General features: G+C 66.0%; 19 protein-coding genes. 9 read left to right on the plus strand and 10 right to left on the minus strand.

Features of this window, described 5'->3' with window-relative positions; translation table 11 throughout:
- Positions 1 to 9: 9 nt before the first annotated feature.
- Positions 10 to 849: a hypothetical protein gene (locus CAL18_RS09820; protein ID WP_094817767.1), complete on the minus strand. Its 840-nt coding sequence runs from the start codon at positions 847 to 849 to the stop codon at positions 10 to 12.
- Between the two features lie 69 nt (positions 850 to 918).
- Between CAL18_RS09820 and CAL18_RS09825 the strand changes: the two genes are divergently transcribed.
- Positions 919 to 1,542, plus strand: coding sequence for a TetR/AcrR family transcriptional regulator (locus CAL18_RS09825; protein WP_094817768.1), 624 nt, complete (start codon positions 919 to 921; stop codon positions 1,540 to 1,542).
- A 149-nt stretch (positions 1,543 to 1,691) separates the two neighbouring features.
- Here CAL18_RS09825 and bla read toward each other — a convergent pair whose 3' ends face one another.
- From bla to CAL18_RS09855, 7 genes are all read right to left on the minus strand, one after another.
- A complete protein-coding gene (bla, locus tag CAL18_RS09830) occupies positions 1,692 to 2,573 on the minus strand; it encodes a class A beta-lactamase (RefSeq protein ID WP_094817769.1) in 882 nt (293 codons plus the stop codon).
- Between the two features lie 32 nt (positions 2,574 to 2,605).
- Positions 2,606 to 4,375 (minus strand): ABC transporter ATP-binding protein, encoded by a 1,770-nt coding sequence (locus CAL18_RS09835; protein ID WP_094817770.1) that lies wholly within the window; start codon positions 4,373 to 4,375, stop codon positions 2,606 to 2,608.
- A gap of 3 nt (positions 4,376 to 4,378) precedes the next feature.
- A complete protein-coding gene (locus tag CAL18_RS09840; protein ID WP_026638203.1) occupies positions 4,379 to 4,597 on the minus strand; it encodes a SlyX family protein in 219 nt (72 codons plus the stop codon).
- Positions 4,598 to 4,633: 36 nt separating this feature from the next.
- Complete coding sequence (gene garD / locus CAL18_RS09845; RefSeq protein ID WP_094796425.1) at positions 4,634 to 6,196, minus strand: galactarate dehydratase; 1,563 nt, start codon at positions 6,194 to 6,196, stop codon at positions 4,634 to 4,636.
- A gap of 150 nt (positions 6,197 to 6,346) precedes the next feature.
- Positions 6,347 to 6,481 carry a hypothetical protein gene (locus CAL18_RS19935; RefSeq protein WP_269320883.1) on the minus strand — a complete coding sequence of 45 codons (135 nt, stop codon included), beginning with the start codon at positions 6,479 to 6,481 and terminating at the stop codon, positions 6,347 to 6,349.
- 86 nt (positions 6,482 to 6,567) lie between these two features.
- Positions 6,568 to 7,833 (minus strand): MFS transporter, encoded by a 1,266-nt coding sequence (locus tag CAL18_RS09850; protein WP_051423614.1) that lies wholly within the window; start codon positions 7,831 to 7,833, stop codon positions 6,568 to 6,570.
- Between the two features lie 83 nt (positions 7,834 to 7,916).
- A complete protein-coding gene (locus CAL18_RS09855) occupies positions 7,917 to 8,267 on the minus strand; it encodes a GFA family protein (protein WP_026638205.1) in 351 nt (116 codons plus the stop codon).
- Between the two features lie 178 nt (positions 8,268 to 8,445).
- Between CAL18_RS09855 and CAL18_RS09860 the strand changes: the two genes are divergently transcribed.
- Positions 8,446 to 9,723 (plus strand): allantoate amidohydrolase, encoded by a 1,278-nt coding sequence (locus CAL18_RS09860; RefSeq protein WP_094817833.1) that lies wholly within the window; start codon positions 8,446 to 8,448, stop codon positions 9,721 to 9,723.
- A gap of 27 nt (positions 9,724 to 9,750) precedes the next feature.
- Here CAL18_RS09860 and CAL18_RS09865 read toward each other — a convergent pair whose 3' ends face one another.
- On the minus strand, positions 9,751 to 10,674 hold the full coding sequence (locus CAL18_RS09865) for a LysR family transcriptional regulator (protein ID WP_094796326.1): 924 nt from the start codon (positions 10,672 to 10,674) through the stop codon (positions 9,751 to 9,753).
- A gap of 143 nt (positions 10,675 to 10,817) precedes the next feature.
- On the opposite strand from CAL18_RS09865, the gene CAL18_RS09870 reads away from it, so the two are divergent.
- The 7 genes from CAL18_RS09870 to CAL18_RS09900 all read left to right on the plus strand — a co-directional run bounded on the left by CAL18_RS09870 (position 10,818) and on the right by CAL18_RS09900 (position 19,915).
- Entirely contained in the window at positions 10,818 to 12,935 is a 2,118-nt protein-coding gene (locus CAL18_RS09870; RefSeq protein WP_094817771.1) for a 3-hydroxyacyl-CoA dehydrogenase NAD-binding domain-containing protein, read from the plus strand.
- Between the two features lie 60 nt (positions 12,936 to 12,995).
- On the plus strand, positions 12,996 to 14,177 hold the full coding sequence (locus CAL18_RS09875) for an acetyl-CoA C-acyltransferase (RefSeq protein ID WP_094817772.1): 1,182 nt from the start codon (positions 12,996 to 12,998) through the stop codon (positions 14,175 to 14,177).
- Between the two features lie 12 nt (positions 14,178 to 14,189).
- The gene (locus CAL18_RS09880) at positions 14,190 to 15,386 is read left to right on the plus strand and encodes an acyl-CoA dehydrogenase family protein (RefSeq protein WP_094817773.1); all 1,197 of its coding nucleotides are present in this window, start codon (positions 14,190 to 14,192) and stop codon (positions 15,384 to 15,386) included.
- 16 nt (positions 15,387 to 15,402) lie between these two features.
- The gene (locus CAL18_RS09885) at positions 15,403 to 16,542 is read left to right on the plus strand and encodes an acyl-CoA dehydrogenase family protein (protein WP_094796324.1); all 1,140 of its coding nucleotides are present in this window, start codon (positions 15,403 to 15,405) and stop codon (positions 16,540 to 16,542) included.
- A 4-nt stretch (positions 16,543 to 16,546) separates the two neighbouring features.
- Positions 16,547 to 17,785 carry a CaiB/BaiF CoA transferase family protein gene (locus CAL18_RS09890; RefSeq protein WP_026638212.1) on the plus strand — a complete coding sequence of 413 codons (1,239 nt, stop codon included), beginning with the start codon at positions 16,547 to 16,549 and terminating at the stop codon, positions 17,783 to 17,785.
- 74 nt (positions 17,786 to 17,859) lie between these two features.
- A complete protein-coding gene (locus CAL18_RS09895) occupies positions 17,860 to 18,849 on the plus strand; it encodes a Bug family tripartite tricarboxylate transporter substrate binding protein (protein WP_094817774.1) in 990 nt (329 codons plus the stop codon).
- Between the two features lie 82 nt (positions 18,850 to 18,931).
- Positions 18,932 to 19,915: a tripartite tricarboxylate transporter substrate binding protein gene (locus CAL18_RS09900; RefSeq protein ID WP_094796322.1), complete on the plus strand. Its 984-nt coding sequence runs from the start codon at positions 18,932 to 18,934 to the stop codon at positions 19,913 to 19,915.
- 48 nt (positions 19,916 to 19,963) lie between these two features.
- Here CAL18_RS09900 and CAL18_RS09905 read toward each other — a convergent pair whose 3' ends face one another.
- Complete coding sequence (locus CAL18_RS09905; RefSeq protein WP_051423615.1) at positions 19,964 to 21,199, minus strand: multidrug effflux MFS transporter; 1,236 nt, start codon at positions 21,197 to 21,199, stop codon at positions 19,964 to 19,966.
- Positions 21,200 to 21,205 lie beyond the last annotated feature (6 nt).

Genomic DNA, 21,205 nt, shown 5'->3' on the forward strand with positions numbered 1-21,205 from the left:
GCCGCAGGGCTAGAACACAAACAAAGGCAGGCCCGCGTACGCGCGCGCCAGCGCCAGCCCCACCAGGCCCAGGTAGACAGCAGCGGCCAGGGCGACTGCTGCCGATGCGTGGCGCCCGCCCGCCACGCCCAGCAGATACCCGACCAAAGGCAATACCTGCTGGGCATGCACGCCAAGGAAATGCGCCACGCGCAGATCTCCCCCCGTAACCGACCAGCCTGTCAGCGGCAGGCCTGGCCCGGCCGCGGCGCCCACCAGCGGCCCGCCATGGGCGCTGATGGCCACACCCACCCCCGCCCCGGCCGCGAACGTCAGAAGCAGCCCCAGCACCGCCCCAAGGCGGTATGCCGGGGCCATGCCATCGGCGTGCCGCCACAGCTGGTGCGCCACCGGCAGCGAGGTCGCCGTGAATAGCAACGCCGCTATTCCCATCAGGATGAACATGGCCGTGTGAAAGGGAGTGCTGGTATTGAAATGCGACGGCTGCCCCACCGCGCCCTGCCAGGTGATGTGCACGGCCTCGAACGCCCCGGTAGCCACTGCCGTCCATACGGTGGCCCTCAACAGCGGCGTGCGGCGTCGCTTTTGGGGCAGCTCGCCGATCAGCCACGCCAGCGTCAGCGCATACAAACCTATGGCGGCCATGAACTTCATAGGCTTGGCCCATACATCTACGCCGCCTAGCGTGCGCGGATCCAGCCAGGCCGCCAGCGCCGCGGGTATCAAGGCCGCAAGCATGACCATGCCGAACACCGCCAGCACACGCTGCCGGCCCAGCAGCTGTTGCGCCGGCCGGATGGCCCACGGCGATGACGCGTGGGCCGCCGAATCGAAACTGATTGCAAACATGGCGCCACCCTCAATCTAAACACTGTTTAGATAAGGTAGCATCTGATTTGAACAATGTAAAGATGAAATATGCCCGCTCCAAAATCCGTGGCGCACGAAACCTACCACCATGGGGCCCTGCGCCAGGCCCTGATCGACGCCACCGAAGACATCCTGGCCGAGCGCGGGCTGGATGGCTTTACCCTGCGCGAGGCGGCGCGCCGGGTGAACGTATCGCCCGCGGCGCCGGTGCATCACTTCGGCAGCGTGGCGGGATTGCTGACAGAGGTCGCCATCCTGGGCTTCGAGGCGCTGACACAGCATCTGCGTGAAGGCGCGCAGGCCGGCGGCAAAGACCCTGGCGCGCGGCTGCGCTCGCAGGGCCTGGGATACGTGCGCTTCGCACTGGCGTATCCGGCCCGTTTTCATCTGATGTTCCGCAAAGACCGCCTCAGCGACGATCCGCGCCTGCAGGCGGCCGGCCAGGCAGCGTTTGCCGAACTCGAGCATGCGATTCGCGACTACGCGGGGGTTGCGCCCGGACAGGCGCTGGACGAATGCACTCGCGCCCGTCTGCTGGGCGCATGGTCTACCGTACACGGCTTTGCGCACCTGGCCCTGGACGGCAAATTCGACATGCCGGGAGGCCCCCGTGCCGACGTCCGGCAGCTCGAGTCCACCCTGCGGCGCGTCCTGGAACAAGGGTGGCCGTGAGGCCGGGCGCATCGTACGACGAATTGCGCGCGCATCGCGCCCGCCGTGCCCTTTGCGTTACGCTGCCCATGGATGAACGGGCGCAAGGCGCTCGCGACGATCGCCCGATGACGCGACGCCCGATCGAAGCGCCGGCCTCCCGGCGCCTGTCAGCGCGACGACGGTTCGATGGCGGCCGCTATGGCGTGGATCATGGACCGGCCTATCTCGGCGACGGCGGCGTTCCGCTCTTGCGGGCGGGACGAACTGCCCGTCAGATATATGCTCGCCAGCCATGGCTTGCCGTGCGGCGGTCTGATCACCGCGATGATCGAGCGCGAACCCCGTTCCCCCGAACCCGTCTTGTCACCGATCCCCCACCCCTGCGGCAGACTTGCCCGTATCAGTTCGTCGGCGACCTGGTCCGCAATCATCCAGGCCTCGAGCTGATGGCTGGAACCCGGCGACAACACCCCTTGGAACAACAGGCGGCCCAATGTGCCGGCTGCCGCACGTGGCGTCGTTGTGTCTCTGGGGTCTGCGGGCAAGGCCTCGTTCAGCTCGGGTTCCCACCGATCCAGTCGCGACATCTCGTCGCCCGTACTGCGCAGGAACGCCGTCAGCCCCGCCGGGCCCCCGATGCGTCGCAGCACCAGGTTGCCGGCGGTGTTGTCGCTCAAGGTAATGGTGGCGTGGCACAGCTGCGCCAGTGTCATGCCTTTGCCGACATGTTGGGCCGTGACCGGAGAATACGTCACCAGCGTTTCGGGGCCGTACAGCACCACGGTATCCAGGCTTTGCTCCGCGGCATCCACCTTGGCCAACAGCGCGCCGCACGCCAGGGCCTTGAAGGTGCTGGCCATAGGAAACCGTTCATCGGCGCGGTAGAGCGCCACAGCAGGCTCGCCGAGCCGCTGTAGCGCCACGCCCACCCGTCCGCCCAGCCTTGCCTCGACCCGCGCCGCGGTTTCGGCCACGGTGTTGGCCGCCGCGACGCCGAAAAGGCCCGGGATCGCTATCACCAATAGTGTGACAAGCCGTTGTAAACGCATCAATCCAGCCCTCTGATTCAACGGTGCGCATTCTACGAAGAAGAAATCCGCGACGGCGCGCCTGGCCGTTCGCCGATCTGCTGGCGCCACATGGCGTAGTAAAGGCCAGTGCGCGCCAGCAGTTCGGTGTGCGTGCCGCTTTCCACGACGCGCCCCTTTTCCAGCACGAAGATGGTGTCGGCGTGCATGATGGTGGACAGCCGGTGCGCGATCAATATGGTGATCTGGCTGCGGCTGGCCGAAATACGCCGCACCGTGGCGGATATCTGCTCTTCGGTGAGGGAGTCCAGCGCGGAAGTGGCCTCGTCGAAAATCAGCAGGCGTGGCCTTCGTATCAAGGCCCGTGCGATAGACAGGCGTTGCTTCTCGCCACCCGACAGCTTCAGCCCCATTTCGCCTATATGCGTGCCCAGGCCGGCGGGTGATTTCTGCAACAGGTAGGCGCAGGCCGCCTGCTGCATTGCGTCCACGATTTCTTCGTCGGTAGCGTCCGCCTTTACCAGCCGCAGGTTGTCGCGCAGCGTGCCCGCGAACAAGTATGGTTCCTGCGTCACCAGGCCGACCTGGCGACGCGCTCGGTTGTAGCGCAAGACCTTGGTCGAAATATCGTTATAGAACACCTCGCCCCGCGCGGGCCTGTACAGCCCCAGCAACAGTTTCACCAGCGTGGACTTGCCGGACCCCGACGGCCCCACGAAAGCAATCGTGTCGCCCAGCGCGGCCGAGAAAGACACGCCGTCCAGCGCGTTGTCGGATGCGCCCTTGTGGCGGAACACCACGTCGGCAAAGCGCACATGCGTGATCGGGCCGCAGTCCTGCGGGGATTCGGGGCGCCGGTCGATGGGCTTGTGCATCAGCGCGTCGAAGTTCGACAACGACGCTTCGGCTTCGCGATACGCCAGGATGATATTGCCGAGCTCCTGCAGCGGCGCAAAAATCGCCACCGAAATGAACTGCATGGCTATCAACTCGCCCGGGCTGAGCACATCACGGAAGATCAGCCAAAGCAACGCAAACAGGATCGCCAGCTTCAACATGCTGAGCGTCACGCCTTGCAAGAAGGACAACAGGCGGATGCGCTTGACCTTCTGCATTTCCAGCTCGAAGATGCGCAATGTCTGTGCCTGAAGGCGGCGGATTTCGGGAAAGGTCAGCCCCAGGCTCTTGATCAGCTCGATATTGCGCAACGATTCGGCAATAAAGCCCGAACTGCGATTCGTCTCGCGCACGATGGACCGCTGCTGGGTCTTGATTTCCCTGCTGAGCAGCCCCGTCAGGCCGCCCAGCACCAGTACGCCCACCAGGAACACCGGCACCAGCAGCCAATGCCGGGTCACGGCGTACCAGACCAGGAAACCCATGCCGACCAATGCCGCGAACACTGTGTTGATAAAGGCGTTGATGAAGCGCTCGCTGTCGGTGCGCACTTTCTGCAGCAACGAAAGGGTCTCGCCGCTGCGCAAGTCTTCGAATTCCTGGAATGTCAGGCGCAGCGCCTGGCGCAGGCCGTCGTTGAACATCTGCGTGCCGAATTTCTGTACGACCAGCCGCGTTACGTATTCCTGTACCGCCTTGGCCAGCCGCGACAACACCGCAATGGCCACCGCCAGCGCAAGCAGCCGCAACACCCCGGCCACCCGCTCGTCGTCGGAAAGGCCGGCACGATTGATGGCATATTCGTCGATGATCTTGCCAAAAATAATCGGGTCGATCAGCGCCAGCACCTGGCTTGCGCCTGCCAGCAGCAACGCCAGTGCCGCCAACTTGGCGTGCGGACGCAGGTAAGCCCACAGGATACGCATTGCTCAGTAATGCGGGGGCAGCTCGTCGCTCGGGTTGCGCGGACCGGCACCAGCGCCTTCGGGCATCTGCTGGCGCAGTTCGGCCACTTCGCGCTGCAGCCTGTCGATTTGTTGCTGCTGGCGAAACAGGGCCTGGTTCAGCTGGTCCAGCATGTCATCGGCCAGGCCCAGCTTGATCTCCAGATCAATGAGCCGTTGTTCGGGATCTACCGGTACTGTCATGCAATTACTCCGAAAAAGTCGCGCGTGGGGACGCGGTCAGGTCACCGGGCCGGGGTTGAACAGCGCAAGCGCATTGTGCAGTTTCAGCTTTTCAGCGCAGGACTGCTTCTTGCCGCTGGCCACGTCGAGCATCAGGCGGAACAATTCCCAGCCGACCTCCTCGATGGAAGCCGCGCCGGTGGCAATGCGGCCCGCATCGATGTCCATCAGGTCGTGCCAGCGGCGCGCCAGGTCGCTGCGCGTGGCCACCTTTATCACCGGCACCTGCGCCAGGCCGTAGGGCGTTCCGCGACCGGTGGTGAACACATGCAGATTCATGCCGGCCGCAAGCTGCAACGTTCCGCAGATGAAATCGCTGGCCGGCGTCGCACAGAACACCAGCCCCTTGCCGGAGAGCTTCTCACCGGGCGAAAGCACGGCCGAAATCGGCGCCGACCCCGACTTCACGATCGAACCCATGGCCTTTTCCACGATGTTCGACAGGCCGCCCTTCTTGTTGCCGGGGGACGTGTTGGCGCTGCGATCTGCCATGCCCAGGCTCAAGTACCGGTCATACCAGGCCATTTCGCGCACAAGGGCCTGCGCCACTTCGGGTGTCGCCGCGCGCGCGGTCAATTGGTCGATGCCGTCGCGCACCTCGGTGTTTTCCGAGAACATCACCGTGCCGCCGGCGCGCACGATCAGGTCGGCCGCATAGCCTACCGCCGGATTGGCGGTCAGCCCGGAAAACGCGTCACTGCCTCCGCATTGCACGCCCACCACCAGGTCCGATACCGGACACGGCTCGCGGCGCCTGCGATCCAGGATCGCCAGGTGCTTCTCGGCCGTCTGCATGATGGACCGGATCATTGCGTCGAAACCGATGTGCTCTTCATCTTGCAGGCAGATCGTATCGATAGCCGCGCCGGCATCCGCGTCCGGCGCGATAGGCAGGGTTCCTGGCGGCATCAGGCGCTGCGGCTGCAGTTTTTCGCAGCCCAGGCTCACCATCATTGCTGTGCCGCCGAAATTGGGGTTGCGGCTGATATTGCGCAGCGTACGGATGGGAACCGCGGCGCCGGGCGCATCGATGGCAACGCCGCAACCATACGTGTGCTCTAGGCCGACCACATCGTCCACATTGGGAAAGCGCGGCAGCAGCTCGTCCTTGATGCGCCGCACGGCATGTTCGACAACGCCCTGCACGCACTGCACCGTGGTGGTAATGGCCAGAATGTTGCGCGTGCCCACCGATCCATCGGCATTGCGATACCCCATGAAGGTATAGCCTTGCAACGGCGGCATGGGCGGCGCCGCGCGCGTCGCCATGGGCAGGTCGTCCAGCGAACGCGCCGTGGGCAAGGTGGTGACCCGCTCGTGCACCCAACTGCCACGCGGCAGCGCACGCGCAGCGTAGCCGATGGTGACGTTGTAGCGGATTACCGGGTCGCCATGCGCCAGGTCGGCAAGCGCCACTTTGTGGCCTTGCGGTATCGATTCGCGCAGCACCACGCCGCCTGGCAGCGTGGCGCCCGCGGCCAGGCCGCCATCATTCACGATGATGGCGACGTTATCGGCCTCATGGACTTTGATAAACAGCGGCTGGACAGCGTCAGTCATGCGCATTCCGTAAACACACCGGCGGCACCGCGCCACCGACGCACCATTATCGCAGTTCGGGTTTCCGGCCGGTCTGCGGCCGAACCTCGTCGCAAGCGGCGGCGCGCAGCCGACGCCAGCCGCAACGGCAGCGGTCCGTCTCCGGCGCCGCTAATCGCGGCTTTCGAAGCTCATGGCGATGCCCAGCGCCAAGCCTATGCCTATGCCCAGTGCGATATTGTCCAGCGCTGCGCCTATGCCTGCCCCGATCGCTAGTCCGACGGATATCCAGGTTGTTTTCTTCATGCGGTTCAGGTTAGCACCCTGATGCGGCGGCCCGTCTCGATGCCAGTCCGGTCATGCACCCGGCCGAGCGCGATGTTTGCCATGCGTCAGGTGCGGGTGCGGCCGGCCAGCAGGACGGCGGCGGCCAGTAATTGCATGGCGCCGGCCACCACGAAAACCAGGCCGGCCAGCCCGCCCGCCCCTGCCCATTCGCGCAACAACCCGAACACGGCGGGCGCGAATGCGTATCCGGCCTGCCCGATCGCCGTTACCCACGCCACCACGCGCGCCACGTCGACAGGCCGGAAATCCGCCTGGGCGATCAGCGGCGGAAGCGAGGTGACGTTTCCCAATGCAATGCCGAACAGGCAGCAACCCAGCACCATGCCCATTGCCGACGGGCCGCTGGCCAGCAGCACCCCGGAGCCCAGCGCCTGTACCGCCAGGTTCCATGCGGCGGCCTTGCGCCGGTCCACGCCCGGCGCCAGCAATCGGCCCAGCACCATGCGGCCGGCGATGGCGCACCCCGTGGCCAATCCCATGACGGTGCCGGCAGGCCCGTTGCCCATGACGGGCGCCAGCATCGAAAACAGATGCGCCACCAGGCCCACCTGGGCAAACAGCGCCAGCGTTGCGCCGATGGCCAGTGTCAACAGGCGCCGGTCGCGGCGCGGCGCGTACAGGGCTGGCTGGTGCGCGGCGACCCGCGCGCCGGATCCGTCGGGCGCCGCGCGGATGTCGCCATCCGGCGCCAGGCCCAGCTGGGCGGGCGTATGGCGCAGATAGCGCGCAGCCAGCCCCAGGACGGTCAGCGCCATCACCAGGGCCACGGCCACGACGGCAGCGCCAAAGCCGAGCGCCGCGATCAGCGCCACCCACAACGGCGAAAAGATCACGCCGCCCAGGCTGGCGCCATTGAATGCCATGCCCAGCGCCGCGGGCCGGCGCCTGTCGAACCAGGGCGCGACCATCGCATTGAGCGCCGCGCCGCTGGTCATGGCCCACCCGGACCCGCTGAACAGGACGGCGACGAAAAGCTGCCACGGCTCGCGCGCGTATCCCCACCCCAACAAGCCGATGGCAGCCACCAACGCACCCGCGCCGGTGGTGGCGGCAACGCCGTATCGGCGATGCAGCGCATCCAGGGCGGCAACCACCGCGGCCCCGCAAAGAAAGTGCACCGAGATGGCTGCCGATATCAACGCAAGCGGCCAGCCCCGCGAAACCTGCAGCACCCCGAGGAAAATGGGCGGACCATAGAACCCTATGCCCCAGGCAAACACCGCGATGACAAAAGCCGCCGCCACGACGCGCCAGCCGAAAAAGATCGGATCCGCGGGCGATCGAGTGCGGCGCTCGGGTGTTTCATGCATGGCGGCATCCTGGCAAGGCGTAACCTCGGCAGTGTGCCCGCAAGCCGGCCCGCTACGCTGCGGCCCGTATCGAAATATCGCCTCTAATGTGAAGCGCCATCGTATTTCTGCAGTGTCAGGGCATCCAGGTCCGCATCGGGCACGCAGCGCAGGTTCACCGCCCGCACCGGGGATCCATCGGGATTGGCGCCATATGCGAAAGGCTGCGTACCGCAATGCCGGCAGAAGCGGTGATCGATCTTGTGCGTGGCGAACCGGTACGACACCAAGTCATCGGCCCCGGCCTCCAGCGTGAAAAGATCCGCGGGAAAAAAACTGAGCAGGAATCCCTTGCGCCGGCAATGCGAGCAATTGCAGCTGATAGCCGAAGCCGGCAGGTCCGCGTTCACCGTGAAGCGGACGGCCCCGCAATGACAACTTCCTTGGAATGACATGTCGTCCTCCTGGCAATGATGAAATCCGTGTCGGCTCGTACGGGCACGCCTGAGCGACTGCCTGCCATGATGACATACCGGCGCACCGTACGGTACGGCTATTGCCGCCACGTCAGAGGTTCCTGTAGGGCGTCGCACGATGGTATAAGCAGGTAACCTCGTCCATCGCCATATGCCCATGTCCGACGTCCGCCTCCAGCCGCTCGCCAACGCCGAATACGGCGATCCCGTCATGGCCTGTGCCGAAACGCTGGCGCAATGGTCGGATCATCCCGACAATCTCACCTGCACGTACCTGACCCCTGCCCATCGCGCGACGGCCCGCCAGCTGGAAACGTGGATGCAGGAAGCGGGATTCGACACGGTGCGATGCGATGCCGTGGGCAACGTCATAGGCCGCTATCGGGCCGACAGCGCAATAGCGGCGCCGCCACTGGTTGCAACAGGCAGCCATTACGACACCGTGCGCAACGGGGGCAAGTACGACGGCCGGCTGGGCATATTGCTGCCCATTGCGGTCGTCGCGCACCTGCACAGGCACGGACGACGCCTGGCCTTTGACTTCGAAGTGGTGGCATTTGCCGAAGAAGAAGGCGTGCGCTATGGCGGCTCTTTCCTCGGGTCGTCCGCCTACATCGGGCAGTTCGATGCGTCCCAGCTCGAACGTTGCGATGCCGATGGCATCACCTTGCGCCAGGCCATGCTCGACGCCGGCCTGGATCCCGATGCAGCCCCTCGCCAGAAGGCAGACCCGCGCCTTTGCCATTATTTCGAAGTGCACATCGAACAGGGGCCTGTGCTGCACCAGCGCGGTTTGCCGCTGGGGGTGGTCACATCCATCGCAGGCTGCGTGCGGCGCCGCATCACGCTGGCTGGCGCGCCGGGCCACGCTGGCACCACACCCATGGACATGCGGCGTGACGCCGCCTGCGCGGCGGCCGAGATCATCCTGGCCATAGAAGAACGCTGTCGTGCCGAGCCTGGACTGGTCGGCACGGTTGGCACACTGCAGGTTCCCGAAGGCTCGATCAACGTAATTCCGGGCGCCTGTGACCTGACGCTGGACATCCGCGCGCCCCAGGATGCCGCCCGTGACACGGCGCTGGCCGACATCGATGCCCGTATTCAGCAGATTTGCGCACGCCGCGGCATCGAGTATGCCGTCGAAGAATTAATGCGCGTGCCGGCATCGCCCTGTTCGGACACGCACCAGGCGCTATGGCGGCAGGCGATCGCCGCGCAAGGCGTGCCGGTGCTGGACCTGCCATCGGGCGCCGGCCACGACGCGATGCTGCTGGGGCGCCTGGTGCCCATCAGCATGCTGTTTGTGCGGTGTGGCAATGGCGGGGTCAGCCACAACCCGCAAGAAACCATGACCGCCGCCGACGCACAGCTCGCCGGCCAGGCCGTCCTGGATTTTCTGCAGCGCTTCGAAGACACACTGCCGCGCGCCTGACGCGGCACGCCGACATCTGGCCGCGGGCTAATGCGGGGGCAACAGGCCCGGCCGGCCTTCGTGCGCGGCATGGGCTTTGTCCAGGATGAACTCGATCATCATCGAAATCGCGCGCGGATGGTGTCGGCTGGGCATATAAAGCAAGTACATCGATCGCCCGAAAATGCTCAGCCGCCATTCGTCCAGCGCGGTAACCAGCCGGCCCCGGGCCACGTCTTCGTGAACCACATAGTCTGGCAATACCGCCACGCCCAGCCCTTCCAGCGTGGCATCGCGCAGGAAGGGATAGTTGCGTGACACGATGGTGGGGTCGAGCGTTACCTGTTGCCGCTGGCCGCCCTGGTACGCCGACAGCCGCAACGGCCTGCCGATAACGGCGGCGCTGATAATGGGCACGCCGCACAACGCTTCCGGACGCTGCGGCAGGCCGCGCCGCGCCGCGTAGGCGGGCGAACCGCACACCACATAGCGCACCTGGCCGAGTTCGCGCGCCACCAGGTGCCCCGGCGGCCCCGACGTAATGCGCACGGCGATATCCACTTCGTCGCGCAGCAGGTCTTCAACGCTGTTCTCGAAGAGCACATCCAGCACGATGCCGGGATAGTTGCGCTTGAACTCGAGCAGCCACGGCGTCATCACAAACTGCCCATAGCCGCTGGGCACGCTCAGGCGCACCCTGCCCTGGGGAGTCTTGCCCAGCGTCTCGACAGATTCGCGCGCGGCCGCCAGTTCGTCGCGGATGCTGCAGCCATGTTGATACAGCTTCAGGCCGATTTCAGTGGGCTCGACCCTGCGCGTCGTGCGCCGCACCAGCTGCATGCCCACGGCTCGTTCCAGCTGACCGAGGTGATAGCTGACATTCGCGCGCGTCATCTTCAACCGACGCGCCGCTTCGCTCAGGTTGCCTGCATCCAGGATTTCGACCAACAACGTCAGCGATTTCGTGTCCATAGCGCGGGTATTGTCAAATTTTCTTGTACGCACTGTCAACTCTTGATGCCATTGTCAAGATTAACTTGCTGATCAAGAATAAATGGCGTTCATCAACACCACACTCGACAGGCCGACAGCCTGCACTCCGGAGACGCTTCTTCATGGCTGAGCATGCGCCGCATGGCACCGTTGCATCGCAGCGGCACGACGACATCCTGGTTCTTACCATCGACCATCCGCCGGTCAATGCGCTCAGCGCTGACGTGCGGCGCGGTCTGGCCGACGCCATATGCGCCGCGCAGTCCGACTCCGGCGTGCGGGCCATCGTGCTGACCGGCGCCGGACGCAACTTCATTGCCGGCGCCGATATCCGCGAGTTCGGCAAGCCGCCGCAGCCGCCGGCCTTGCCCGATGTCTGCAACGCCATCGAGGCCAGCGCCAAGCCGGTCATCGCGGCCTTGCACGGCGCCGTTCTGGGCGGCGGCCTTGAAATCGCGCTGTCGGCGCACTACCGCATTGCGCTTGCCGGCGCGCGCCTGGGGCTTCCGGAAGTCAATCTGGGCCTGCTGCCGGGCGCGGGCGGCACACAACGCACGCCCCGCCTGATCGGCGCGGCAGCCGCGCTGGACATCATGCTCAGCGGCAGACACGCCTCTGCCAAAGAAGCCCTGGAATGGGGCCTGGTAGACCGCATTGCCGCCGAGCCCGAAGCGCGGGCGGCAGGCATTGCCTATGCCCAGGAACTGCTTCGGCAGGGCGCCGGGCCGCGGCCTACCCGCGACGCCACCGCCCTGCAGGACCGCGCCGCGGCCCAGGCCGCCATCGATGCGGCGCGCGCGCAGCTACAGTCCCGCCAGCGCGGCCTGTTCTCGCCGTCCAGAATCGTCGATGCGGTACAAGCCGCTCTCGACCAGCCTTTTGACTCGGGCCTGCAAACCGAACGCGCACTATTCCTGCAGTGCCTCGACAGCCCGCAACGCGCGGCGCTCGTGCACGCGTTCTTTGCCGAACGCGAAACCGCCAAGGCGCCCGAAACCCGGCACGCGCAGCCGCGCCCCTTGCAGCGCCTGGGCGTCGTCGGAGGGGGCACCATGGGCGCCGGTATCGCGGTGGCCATGCTCGACGCCGGCCTGTCCGTGGTCATGGTCGAACAACACGAAGAGGCGCTCGCCCGCGGCCGCGCCCGTGTCGAACAGGTCTACGATCTTTTGGTCGCAAAAGGCCGTCTCGATGCAGCCGGCAAGGCCGAGCGCATGGCCCGCTACACCGGCGCCACGCAGTACGATGCCCTGTCCGATGCCGACCTGATCGTCGAAGCCGTGTTCGAAGACCTTGACGTCAAGGCTGCAGTTTTTGCCGAACTCGATCGCATCGCCAAGCCTGGGGCGGTGCTCGCCACCAATACTTCGTACCTGGATGTGGACCGTATCGCGGCGGCCACGAGCCGCCCCGCCGACGTCCTGGGCCTGCATTTTTTCTCGCCGGCCAACATCATGAAGCTGCTCGAAATTGTTGTGGCCGGGCGGACCTCCCCCGACGCGGTGGCCACCGGCTTCGAGCTGGCCAGGCGCCTGCGCAAGACGCCGGTGCGGGCCGGCGTGTGCGACGGCTTCATCGGCAACCGCATCCTGGCCGTCTATCGCCAGGCGGCCGACCTGATGATGGAAGACGGCGCATCGCCGTACGACATCGACGCGGCGGTGCGCGGCTTTGGCTATCCCATGGGGCCGTATCAGGTGGCCGACCTTGCCGGGGGAGACATCGGCTGGGCCACACGCAAGCGCCGAGCCGCCACGCGAGACCCGCGGCTGCGCTATGTGCAGATCGCCGACCGCCTTTGCGAACGCGGCTGGTTCGGCCAGAAAACCGGGCGCGGGTATTACCTGTACCCCGATGGCGCGCGCACCGGCACCCCCGACCCGGAAGTGCTCGCGATCATAGACGCCGAACGCCAGCGCGCGGGCATCGCGCCACGCCCGTTTTCGCATGAAGAGATCATGCGCCGCTATCTCGCGGCCATGGTCAACGAAGCCGCCAATGTACTGCTCGAAGGCATAGCCCTGCGCCCGCTGGACATCGATGTGGTGTTTTTGTCCGGGTATGGCTTTCCGCGCTACCGCGGCGGGCCCATGCACTACGCCGACCAGGTCGGCCTGGCTCGCATCCTGGCCGATATCCGCGAGTTTGCCCCGCAGGACCCGCACTTCTGGCAACCCTCTGCGCTGCTCATCGAACTGGTCGACAGCGGTCGCGACTTTGCCAGCCTGAACCGCGCCTGAGCGGGCCGGCCGACCTCGTGGGTCGGGCCAGCCGCCATGCCGCCTAACCGGAATACCATCATGCGCGAAGCCGTCATTGTTTCTACCGCACGTACCCCTATCACCAAAGCCCATCGCGGCGAGTTCAACCTGACACCCGGCCCCACCCTGGCCGCGTACGCCGTGCGCGCGGCAGTGGACCGCGCCGGTATCGATCCCGCCATGATCGAGGACGCCATCCTCGGCTGCGGCTACCCTGAAGGCACCACCGGCCGCAACATAGGCCGGCAGGCCGTGATACGCGCCGGGCTGCCGGTCAGCGTCGGAGGCGCCACCGTCAACCGTTTCTGCGCGTCGGGCCTGCAGGCCATCGCCAGCGCGGCCGCGCGCATCGTCATGGACGGCGCGTCCGCAATGATCGCCGGCGGGGTTGAATCCATTTCACACATCCGCACGCGCGATGATCCCAACGCGGGCACGGACCCCTGGATTCTGCAGCACAAGCCCGAGCTTTACCTGCCCATGATCGAAACGGCCGACATCGTCGCCGCGCGCTATGGCATCAGCCGCGAAGCGCAAGACCGCTTCAGCGTCGAAAGCCAGCGCCGCACCGCCGAGGCCCAGCAAGCCGGCCGGTATCGCGACGAAATCATCGCCGTGAGCACTACGATGGCCGTCACAGACAAGGCGACCGGCGCCGTCACGCAACGCGAAGTCACCGTGGACGCCGACACCTGCAACCGTCCCGGCACCACTTACGAAAGCCTGGCGGGGCTCGCCCCCGTACGCGGAGACGGCCAGTTCGTCACTGCGGGCAACGCATCACAGCTTTCCGACGGCGCGGCAGCCTGCGTCCTGATGGAAGCGCGCGATGCAGAACGCGCCGGGCTGCAGCCGCTGGGCGCCTTCCGGGGCCTGGCGATTGCCGGATGCGAGCCCGACGAAATGGGAATCGGCCCCGTCTATGCGGTGCCGCGCCTGCTCGAACGCCACGGGCTCAAGGCCGACGATATCGGGCTGTGGGAACTGAACGAAGCGTTCGCCTCGCAAGCCATTTACTGCCAGCAGGCGCTGGGCATTCCTGCCGAGCGGCTCAACGTCGACGGCGGCGCCATATCGCTGGGGCATCCGTTTGGCGTGACCGGTGCCCGGCTGGCCGGCCACGTGCTCATCGAAGGACGCCGCCGCGGCGTCCGCCACGCAGTGGTCACCATGTGCGTGGGCGGCGGCATGGGCGCGGCGGGCCTGTTTGAAATTTATTGAAAAGACGACTCCATGGACCTGAATTTCACCCCCGAAGAAGAAGCCTTCCGCGACGAGGTGCGCGCCTTCCTGGCGGCCGAGCTTCCCGAGCGCCTGGCGCGAAAAGTGCGCGAGAACCGCCACCTGTCCAAGGCCGACATGGAATCGTGGCACGCCATCCTGAACGCCCGCGGCTGGCTGGCCAGCCACTGGCCCGTGGAATACGGCGGCACCGGCTGGACGGCCGTACAGAAATTCATCTTCGAAAATGAATGCGCGCTGGCGCACGCACCGCGCATCGTGCCCTTCGGGCTGAGCATGCTGGGCCCCGTGCTTATCAAGTATGGCAACGAAGCACAAAAGCGCTATTGGCTGCCGCGCATCCTGGATGGATCCGACTGGTGGTGCCAGGGCTATTCCGAACCCGGCGCCGGGTCGGACCTGGCGTCGTTGAAAACCAGCGCGGTGCGCGACGGCGACCACTATATCGTCAACGGGCAGAAAACCTGGACGACCCTGGGCCAGCACGCCAACATGATCTTCTGCCTGGTGCGCACGCGCACCGATGGCAAGCCCCAGGAAGGCATCAGCTTCCTGCTCATCGACATGAATTCCCCCGGCATCGAAGTGCGCCCCATCATCACCCTGGACGGCAGCCACGAAGTCAACGAAGTGTTCTTCTCGGACGTGCGCGTGCCGGTAGAGAACCTGGTGGGCGAGGAAAATCGCGGGTGGTCCTGCGCCAAGTACCTGCTTACCTACGAGCGCACCAACATCGCGGGCGTGGGTTTGTCTACCGCGGCCCTGCAGCAGCTCAAGGCGGTTGCGGCGCGCCAGCACAGCAACGGCAAGCCGCTTTCCCAAGATCCCGCCTTCGCCGCACGCCTGGCGCGCGTCGAGATCGAGCTCGACAACATGCGCATCACCAATTTGCGCGTGCTGGCTGCTGCGGCCCACGGCGCGGCGCCCGGCGCGGAAAGCTCGATGCTGAAGATACGCGGCACCCAGATCCGCCAGGAACTTGCCGCCTTGAACCGCAGGGCCATGGGCGTCTACGCGCGCCCCTATATCGCGCAGGCCCTCGAAGGCGATTACGACGGCCCGCAGATCGGGCCCGATGGTGCCGACAGCGCCGCGGCCCAATATTTCAATTTCCGCAAGCTGTCCATTTTCGGTGGCTCGAACGAAATCCAGAAGAACATCATCTCCAAGATGATTCTCGGCCTTTGAGCAAGGAATTAACCCCATGAATTTCGAGCACACCGATGACCGGCGCATGCTGTCGGACATGTTGAAACGCTTCGTGGCCGAGCAATACACGTTCCCGGTCCGCGATCGCATCGCCCGGTCGTCCGAAGGCTATAGCGCCGACTTCTGGCAACGCTACGCAGAACTGGGCGCCATCTCTGCGCTGTTTTCCGAATCCGATGGCGGCCTGGGCGGCGCCGGGTTCGATATCGCTGTGGTATTCGAGGCCTTGGGCCGCGGCCTGGTCGTCGAGCCTTTTCTCGATGCCTTGATCGCGGGCGACGCCATTGCCGCCGTCGGTTCCCCGGGCCAGAAAGGCATATTGGCCGATCTGCAGGCCGGCTCGGCCGTCGTGGCCCTGGCGCACGCCGAGCCCGACGCGGGCTACACACTGTCTCGTGTCGACACGCGCGCGCAATCCGAGCCGGATGGCGGATGGCGCCTGGACGGCGCCAAGGCCGTCGTCACCCACGCCGAGCATGCCCGCCACTTCGTCGTGTCGGCCCGCACCGGCGGCAATGTGGACGACACCGACGGCATCACGCTTTTCCTGGTGCCCGCGGACGCGGCCGGGCTGCAGGTGCAGGGCTATCCGCTGATCGACGGCGGCCGGGCGGGCGACCTTACGCTTGCCAACGTGCGCGTCGCAGCGGATGCGGTGCTGGGGCAGCCCGGCAAAGCCTATGCCGTGCTGGAACGCAGTACCGGCAAGGGCATCCTGGCTCTGTGCGCCGAAGCCGTGGGCGCCATGGATGCCGCGCGCGACGCCACCCTGGCCTACTTGCAGACGCGCCAGCAGTTCGGCGTTCCCATCGGCCGCTTCCAGGCCTTGCAACACCGCATGGCCGACCTCCTGCTCGACATCGAGCAGGCCCGCTCGTCGGTCATCAACGCGGCCGCCCAGCTCGACCACCCCGACCGCGCCACCCGCGAACGCGCATTGTCCGCCGCCAAGCACACCATCGGGCGCGTCGGCGCCATGGTGGCCGAAGAGTGCATCCAGCTGCACGGAGGCATCGGCATGACATGGGAACTGCCCCTGGCCCACTACGCCAAGCGCCTCGTCATGATCGACCATCAACTCGGCGACGAAGACCACCACCTTGCGCGCTTCATCGCCCTGTCCCCCCAGGATTGACGCCATGGACCCACACCACGCACCCGTCGATGAACTGGACTTTCCCCTGGAGGGCGTACGCGTCCTGGACCTGTCGCGCGTCTTTGCCGGGCCGCTTTGCGGCCAGGTGCTGGCCGACTTCGGCGCCGACGTCGTCAAGGTCGAACACCCGGTGCGCGGCGACGATACGCGCGACTGGGGCATGCGCATCGGCAAGACCGAAACCACCTACTACAACAGCATGAACCGCAACAAGCGGTCGCTGACGCTGGATCTGCAATCGCCCGAAGGCCTGGACATCATCCATCGCATGCTGCCGCAGTTCGACGTCGTGCTGCACAACTTCAAGAGCGGCGGGGCCGAGAAGCTGGGCCTGGGCTACGCGCAGCTCAAGGCCATCAAGCCCGACCTGATCTATTGCGCCATCAGCGGCTACAACAGCTCGGGCCCCGAGGCGGCCCGGCCGGGATACGACCTGGTCATCCAGGGCGAGACCGGCCTGATGGCGATCAACGGCGAGGCGGACCAGCCTCCGCTGAAATTCGGTGTTGCCGCGGTGGACATGATGACCGGCATGTATGCCGCGCAGGCCGTGCTGGCCGCGCTGTTCCGGCGCGAACGCACCGGCCGGGGCAGGTTGATCGAGATGGCGCTGTACGACTGCGGCATCATGATCACCAGCTACTACGGGCTGGACGCCATGCTGCTGGGCCACGATCCGCAACGCTACGGCAACGCCCATCCGTCCATCGTGCCTTACGGCATGTTCGAGGCGGCCGACGGCCCTTTGATCATTGCGGTGGGCACCAACGCCCAGTTCGACAAATTCTGCCGTCAGGTGGTCATGCGGCCGGACATTGTCGAAGACCCCCGCTATGCCACCAATGTCGAACGCGCCAAGAACCGCCTGACGCTGCTGCCGATGGTGACGGCGCTGATACGCGAATTTCCGCGCGACCTGCTGCTGCAGCGCCTGGCCGCTTGCGGCATCCCGTGCGGAAAAGTGCTGGGTCTGCACGAGGCACTGACCAGCCAGCGCACCCGCCAAGGGGGGCTGCTGCAAGACATGCCCCACCCCGCAGCGGGCGCCACGTCGGTGTTTGCCCCGCCCTACCGGCTCGACGGCCAGCGCCTACCGATCCGTCATGCCCCGCCCACGCTGGGCGAAGGCACGCGCGACCTGCTGCGAGGCCTGTTGGGGCTTACCGACGAGCATCTCGAAGCACTGCGGGCGCAGGGCGTGTTGACCCTGCCCGACGAATGAGCCCGGGATTGAAACCCCGGCCAGAACCGGAACAGCGCCTTTGCGCCCCCCATACCCAACCGTTGAGATTCCGTATGCGTACTTGTGTTTTCGCGTTTGCCCGCCGCGCCGCCCTGGCGATTGCGACCGGCCTGCTTACCGCCGGTCTTGCCGTGGCGCAACCTTACCCCGGCAAGCCAGTCAGGCTCATCGTGCCTTTCCCCCCGGGCGGGCCCACCGACGTGGCCTCGCGGTTGGTGGGACAGCAGCTCGAGGCACGGCTGCAACAGCCGGTCATTGTCGAGAATCGTCCGGGGGCATCAGGCTCCATCGCGGCCAACCAGCTCAAGCGCGCGGCGCCCGATGGCTACACCTTGATGATGCTGGCCACGCCCACGCTGTTCGCGCCATTTTTCTATAAGAACGTGGGCTACGAGACGCCCAAGGACTTCCAGCCCGTCGCCACCGTCTATGACCTGCCGATCGTGGTAGTGGTCAATCCGCAAAGCCTGCCGCAAGTACACACCCTTGCCGAGCTCGTCGATTATGCAAAGGCGCGCCCGGGCGAACTGAATTACGCCAGCTCCGGTGCGGGCAGCTTCGGCCACATGACCATGGAACTGCTGCAGGACGTGGGCGGCTTCAAGATGCAGCACGTGGCCTACAAGGGGGGCGTACCGGCCATTACCGACACAATCGGCGGCCAGGTTCCCATGATGTACGCCGATCTGGTGGCCGCACTGCCCCACATCCAGGCAGGCAAGCTGCGCGCCCTTGCCGTCGGCTCGCCGCGCCGGGTATCGGTGTTGCCCGATGTGCCCACCATCAGCGAACAAGGTTTCGACGGGTTCGACGCCGTGTCCTGGGGCGGCCTGCTGGCGCCTGCCGGCACGCCGCCCGCCGTCATCGACCGCCTGGACCGCGAGCTGCAGGCCATTCTTGCCGACCCGGACGTGCAGCAGAAGCTGCTCAATGCCGGCACGATCGCGCACTTCGAGCCCGCGCCGGCCATGGCCGGACGCATCGCCAGCGATTATCAGAAATGGGGCGCGCTCGCGCGCGAGAAAGGCATGACGGCCGAATAACCGCCTGCCCGCCCGTTGCATCCGCCTTCGCGCGGCATACCAAGCCGGCACGGCCGCCGGCACCACTAAAGGAGACAAACCCATGCAACCCACTTTGACACGCCGCACTTGCCTGGCACTGGCCCTGGCCGCAGCGGGCGCCGTCGCACTGCCGCTGACCGCCGTGGCGCAAGCCAAATTTCCCACCCAGCCCATCACATTGATCGTGCCCTTTCCGGCGGGCGGCTCGACCGACCGGCACCTTCGGGCCATAGCCGAGGACGCCAGCAAGCATCTTGGGCAGAACGTCATCGTCGAAAACCGGCCCGGAGCCGGCGGCACGCTCGGCCCCGCCAACATGGCGAAGTCGGCCAAACCGGACGGCTACACGATCAGCCTGTTTCCCCTGGGCATGCTGCGCATGCCATACATGATGAAAACCGATTGGGATCCGATCAAGGACTTCACCTATATCGTCGGCCTGTCTGGCTACACATTCGGCTTCACCGTGCGCGCCGACTCTCCGTTCAAGACATTCAATGAGTACATCGAGGCGGCGCGAACCAAGCCGGGCACCATCGATTACGGCTCCACCGGCGTCGGCTCGTCGCCCCACCTGCTGATGGAAGAAATCGCCATCAACGCCAACGTAAAGCTCAACCACGTGCCCTTCAAGGGCAACGCCGACATGCAGCAGGCGCTGCTGGGCGGCCACATCATGGCCCAAAGCGATGCCACCGGCTGGGACCAGTTCGTCGATTCCGGCAAGATGCGCCTGCTGGTGACATTCGGCGAAGAGCGCACCAAGCGCTGGCCCGATGTGCCGACAGCCAAAGAGCTGGGCTACGGTGTCGTATCCAGCTCGCCCTACGGGCTGGCGGGGCCTGCGGGCATGGATCCCAAGGTGGTACGCATCCTGCACGATGCGTTCAAGCAGGCATTGCTGTCGCCGCGCAGCGTGGAAGTCATGAAGCAGTTGAACCAGGAACCTGCCTATCGCAGCAGCGACGACTATCGCGAATGGGCTATTGCCACCTACGCCAAAGACAAGCAGCTGATCGAGCAACTGGGGCTGCTGGCCAAGTAGCGCGCGGCCGACGCGGGCGCCGCCGCCTCGCGGCCGCCCACGTCGGCGCTACCGGATATCCGGTGCGCGTCCCGCCATCCAGAAGCACATCTGGCCCAGCACGCCCGCGCACGCAAGAACCAGCGCCGTGGAAAATGCCGGCGACATGCCCAGCCCGGCCAACGCCGTGCACAGGGCGCCCACCCCCATCTGCACGCCGCCATACAGCCCCGATGCCGAGCCGATTACGGCGGGATTGACGTTAATGGCCAATGTGAGCGCGGTGGGCCCGGCCACGCCCGTTCCGAGCGTGTACAGGAACATCAGCACGATAATGGGCAATGCCGTGGCGTGGCCTGCCAGCACCAGCGCCAGGAACACCAGCGCGGCCCCCGCGCTCAGCATGCTCCCCATAACCAGCAGCCGCGCCAGGGGCAGCCGGCCGATCAGCCGGGTAGTGATGGCGCTGCCCAGCCACACGCCGGAAACGAGCACGGCCAGGTAAAAGCCCAGCTCATCCGGCGGACGATGCAGTTCGTTCACAAAGATGAATGGCGCCGACGCCACGAAAGCAAACATCGAAGTCGTGGCGCATCCGCCGCCTATGGCGTAGCCCAGGAAGCGGCGCGAGCCCAGCAATTGCCGGTAATGACGGGCCAGTGCGGCTGCGCTGACGCGCGCCAGCGCCGCCCCCGTCTCGGGCAACAAGCGCCATGCAAACAGCAAGTTCGCCACGCCCAGCAGGCACATGACGAACAGCACCGCCCGCCACCCCAGCGTCGCGGCCAAGGCGCCGCCCACAATAGGCGCGACGCCCGGTGCCACAGTTACCATCAGGTTGAGCAGCGCGAGCCGCTTTGCGGCTTCGGCGGGCGCTGCCGTGTCGCGCACCATCGCGCGGCCCAGCACCACGCCAGCGCAACCGCCCAGGGCCTGGAACAGCCGCGCCGCGATCAGCGCATACACCTGCGGGGCGAGCGTGGCCGCCAGCCCCGCCACCGTGTAGAGCGCCAGCCCCGCCATCAACACCCGCCGCCTTCCATAGCGGTCCGACAGCGGACCATAGATCAACTGCCCTACGGCCAGGCCGATGATGTAAAGACTGACGGTGAGCTGCATGGCGCCGCTGCCCGCACGCAGGTCGCTCCCGGCCATCGCCAGGGCGGGCACAAAAATGTGCATCGCCAGCGTCCCGCTGAACGTAAACAGGGCCAGCATCCAGAGCGGCACATGCGCCGGCGGGGCGCTATCGGCCGGGGCGTTGCGCCCGCGGTCACGACCTTCCCCGGAAATTAGATGATGCATCAATTA

The sequence above is a fragment of the Bordetella genomosp. 7 genome, assembly GCF_002261415.1.
GTDB lineage: Bacteria > Pseudomonadota > Gammaproteobacteria > Burkholderiales > Burkholderiaceae_B > Bordetella_A.

Bases quoted from the DNA above. Each gene is read 5' to 3' on its own strand.
- bla (WP_094817769.1), bottom strand. From the start codon at position 2,573: ATGCGTTTACAACGGCTTGTCACACTATTGGTGATAGCGATCCCGGGC.
- CAL18_RS09850 (WP_051423614.1), bottom strand. From the start codon at position 7,833: ATGCATGAAACACCCGAGCGCCGCACTCGATCGCCCGCGGATCCGATC.
- CAL18_RS09835 (WP_094817770.1), bottom strand. From the start codon at position 4,375: ATGCGTATCCTGTGGGCTTACCTGCGTCCGCACGCCAAGTTGGCGGCA.
- CAL18_RS09860 (WP_094817833.1), top strand. From the start codon at position 8,446: ATGTCCGACGTCCGCCTCCAGCCGCTCGCCAACGCCGAATACGGCGAT.
- CAL18_RS09870 (WP_094817771.1), top strand. From the start codon at position 10,818: ATGGCTGAGCATGCGCCGCATGGCACCGTTGCATCGCAGCGGCACGAC.
- garD (WP_094796425.1), bottom strand. From the start codon at position 6,196: ATGACTGACGCTGTCCAGCCGCTGTTTATCAAAGTCCATGAGGCCGAT.
- CAL18_RS09885 (WP_094796324.1), top strand. From the start codon at position 15,403: ATGAATTTCGAGCACACCGATGACCGGCGCATGCTGTCGGACATGTTG.
- CAL18_RS09900 (WP_094796322.1), top strand. From the start codon at position 18,932: ATGCAACCCACTTTGACACGCCGCACTTGCCTGGCACTGGCCCTGGCC.
- CAL18_RS09840 (WP_026638203.1), bottom strand. From the start codon at position 4,597: ATGACAGTACCGGTAGATCCCGAACAACGGCTCATTGATCTGGAGATC.
- CAL18_RS09855 (WP_026638205.1), bottom strand. From the start codon at position 8,267: ATGTCATTCCAAGGAAGTTGTCATTGCGGGGCCGTCCGCTTCACGGTG.
- CAL18_RS09905 (WP_051423615.1), bottom strand. From the start codon at position 21,199: ATGCATCATCTAATTTCCGGGGAAGGTCGTGACCGCGGGCGCAACGCC.
- CAL18_RS19935 (WP_269320883.1), bottom strand. From the start codon at position 6,481: ATGAAGAAAACAACCTGGATATCCGTCGGACTAGCGATCGGGGCAGGC.
- CAL18_RS09820 (WP_094817767.1), bottom strand. From the start codon at position 849: ATGTTTGCAATCAGTTTCGATTCGGCGGCCCACGCGTCATCGCCGTGG.
- CAL18_RS09895 (WP_094817774.1), top strand. From the start codon at position 17,860: ATGCGTACTTGTGTTTTCGCGTTTGCCCGCCGCGCCGCCCTGGCGATT.
- CAL18_RS09890 (WP_026638212.1), top strand. From the start codon at position 16,547: ATGGACCCACACCACGCACCCGTCGATGAACTGGACTTTCCCCTGGAG.
- CAL18_RS09825 (WP_094817768.1), top strand. From the start codon at position 919: ATGCCCGCTCCAAAATCCGTGGCGCACGAAACCTACCACCATGGGGCC.
- CAL18_RS09865 (WP_094796326.1), bottom strand. From the start codon at position 10,674: ATGGACACGAAATCGCTGACGTTGTTGGTCGAAATCCTGGATGCAGGC.
- CAL18_RS09880 (WP_094817773.1), top strand. From the start codon at position 14,190: ATGGACCTGAATTTCACCCCCGAAGAAGAAGCCTTCCGCGACGAGGTG.
- CAL18_RS09875 (WP_094817772.1), top strand. From the start codon at position 12,996: ATGCGCGAAGCCGTCATTGTTTCTACCGCACGTACCCCTATCACCAAA.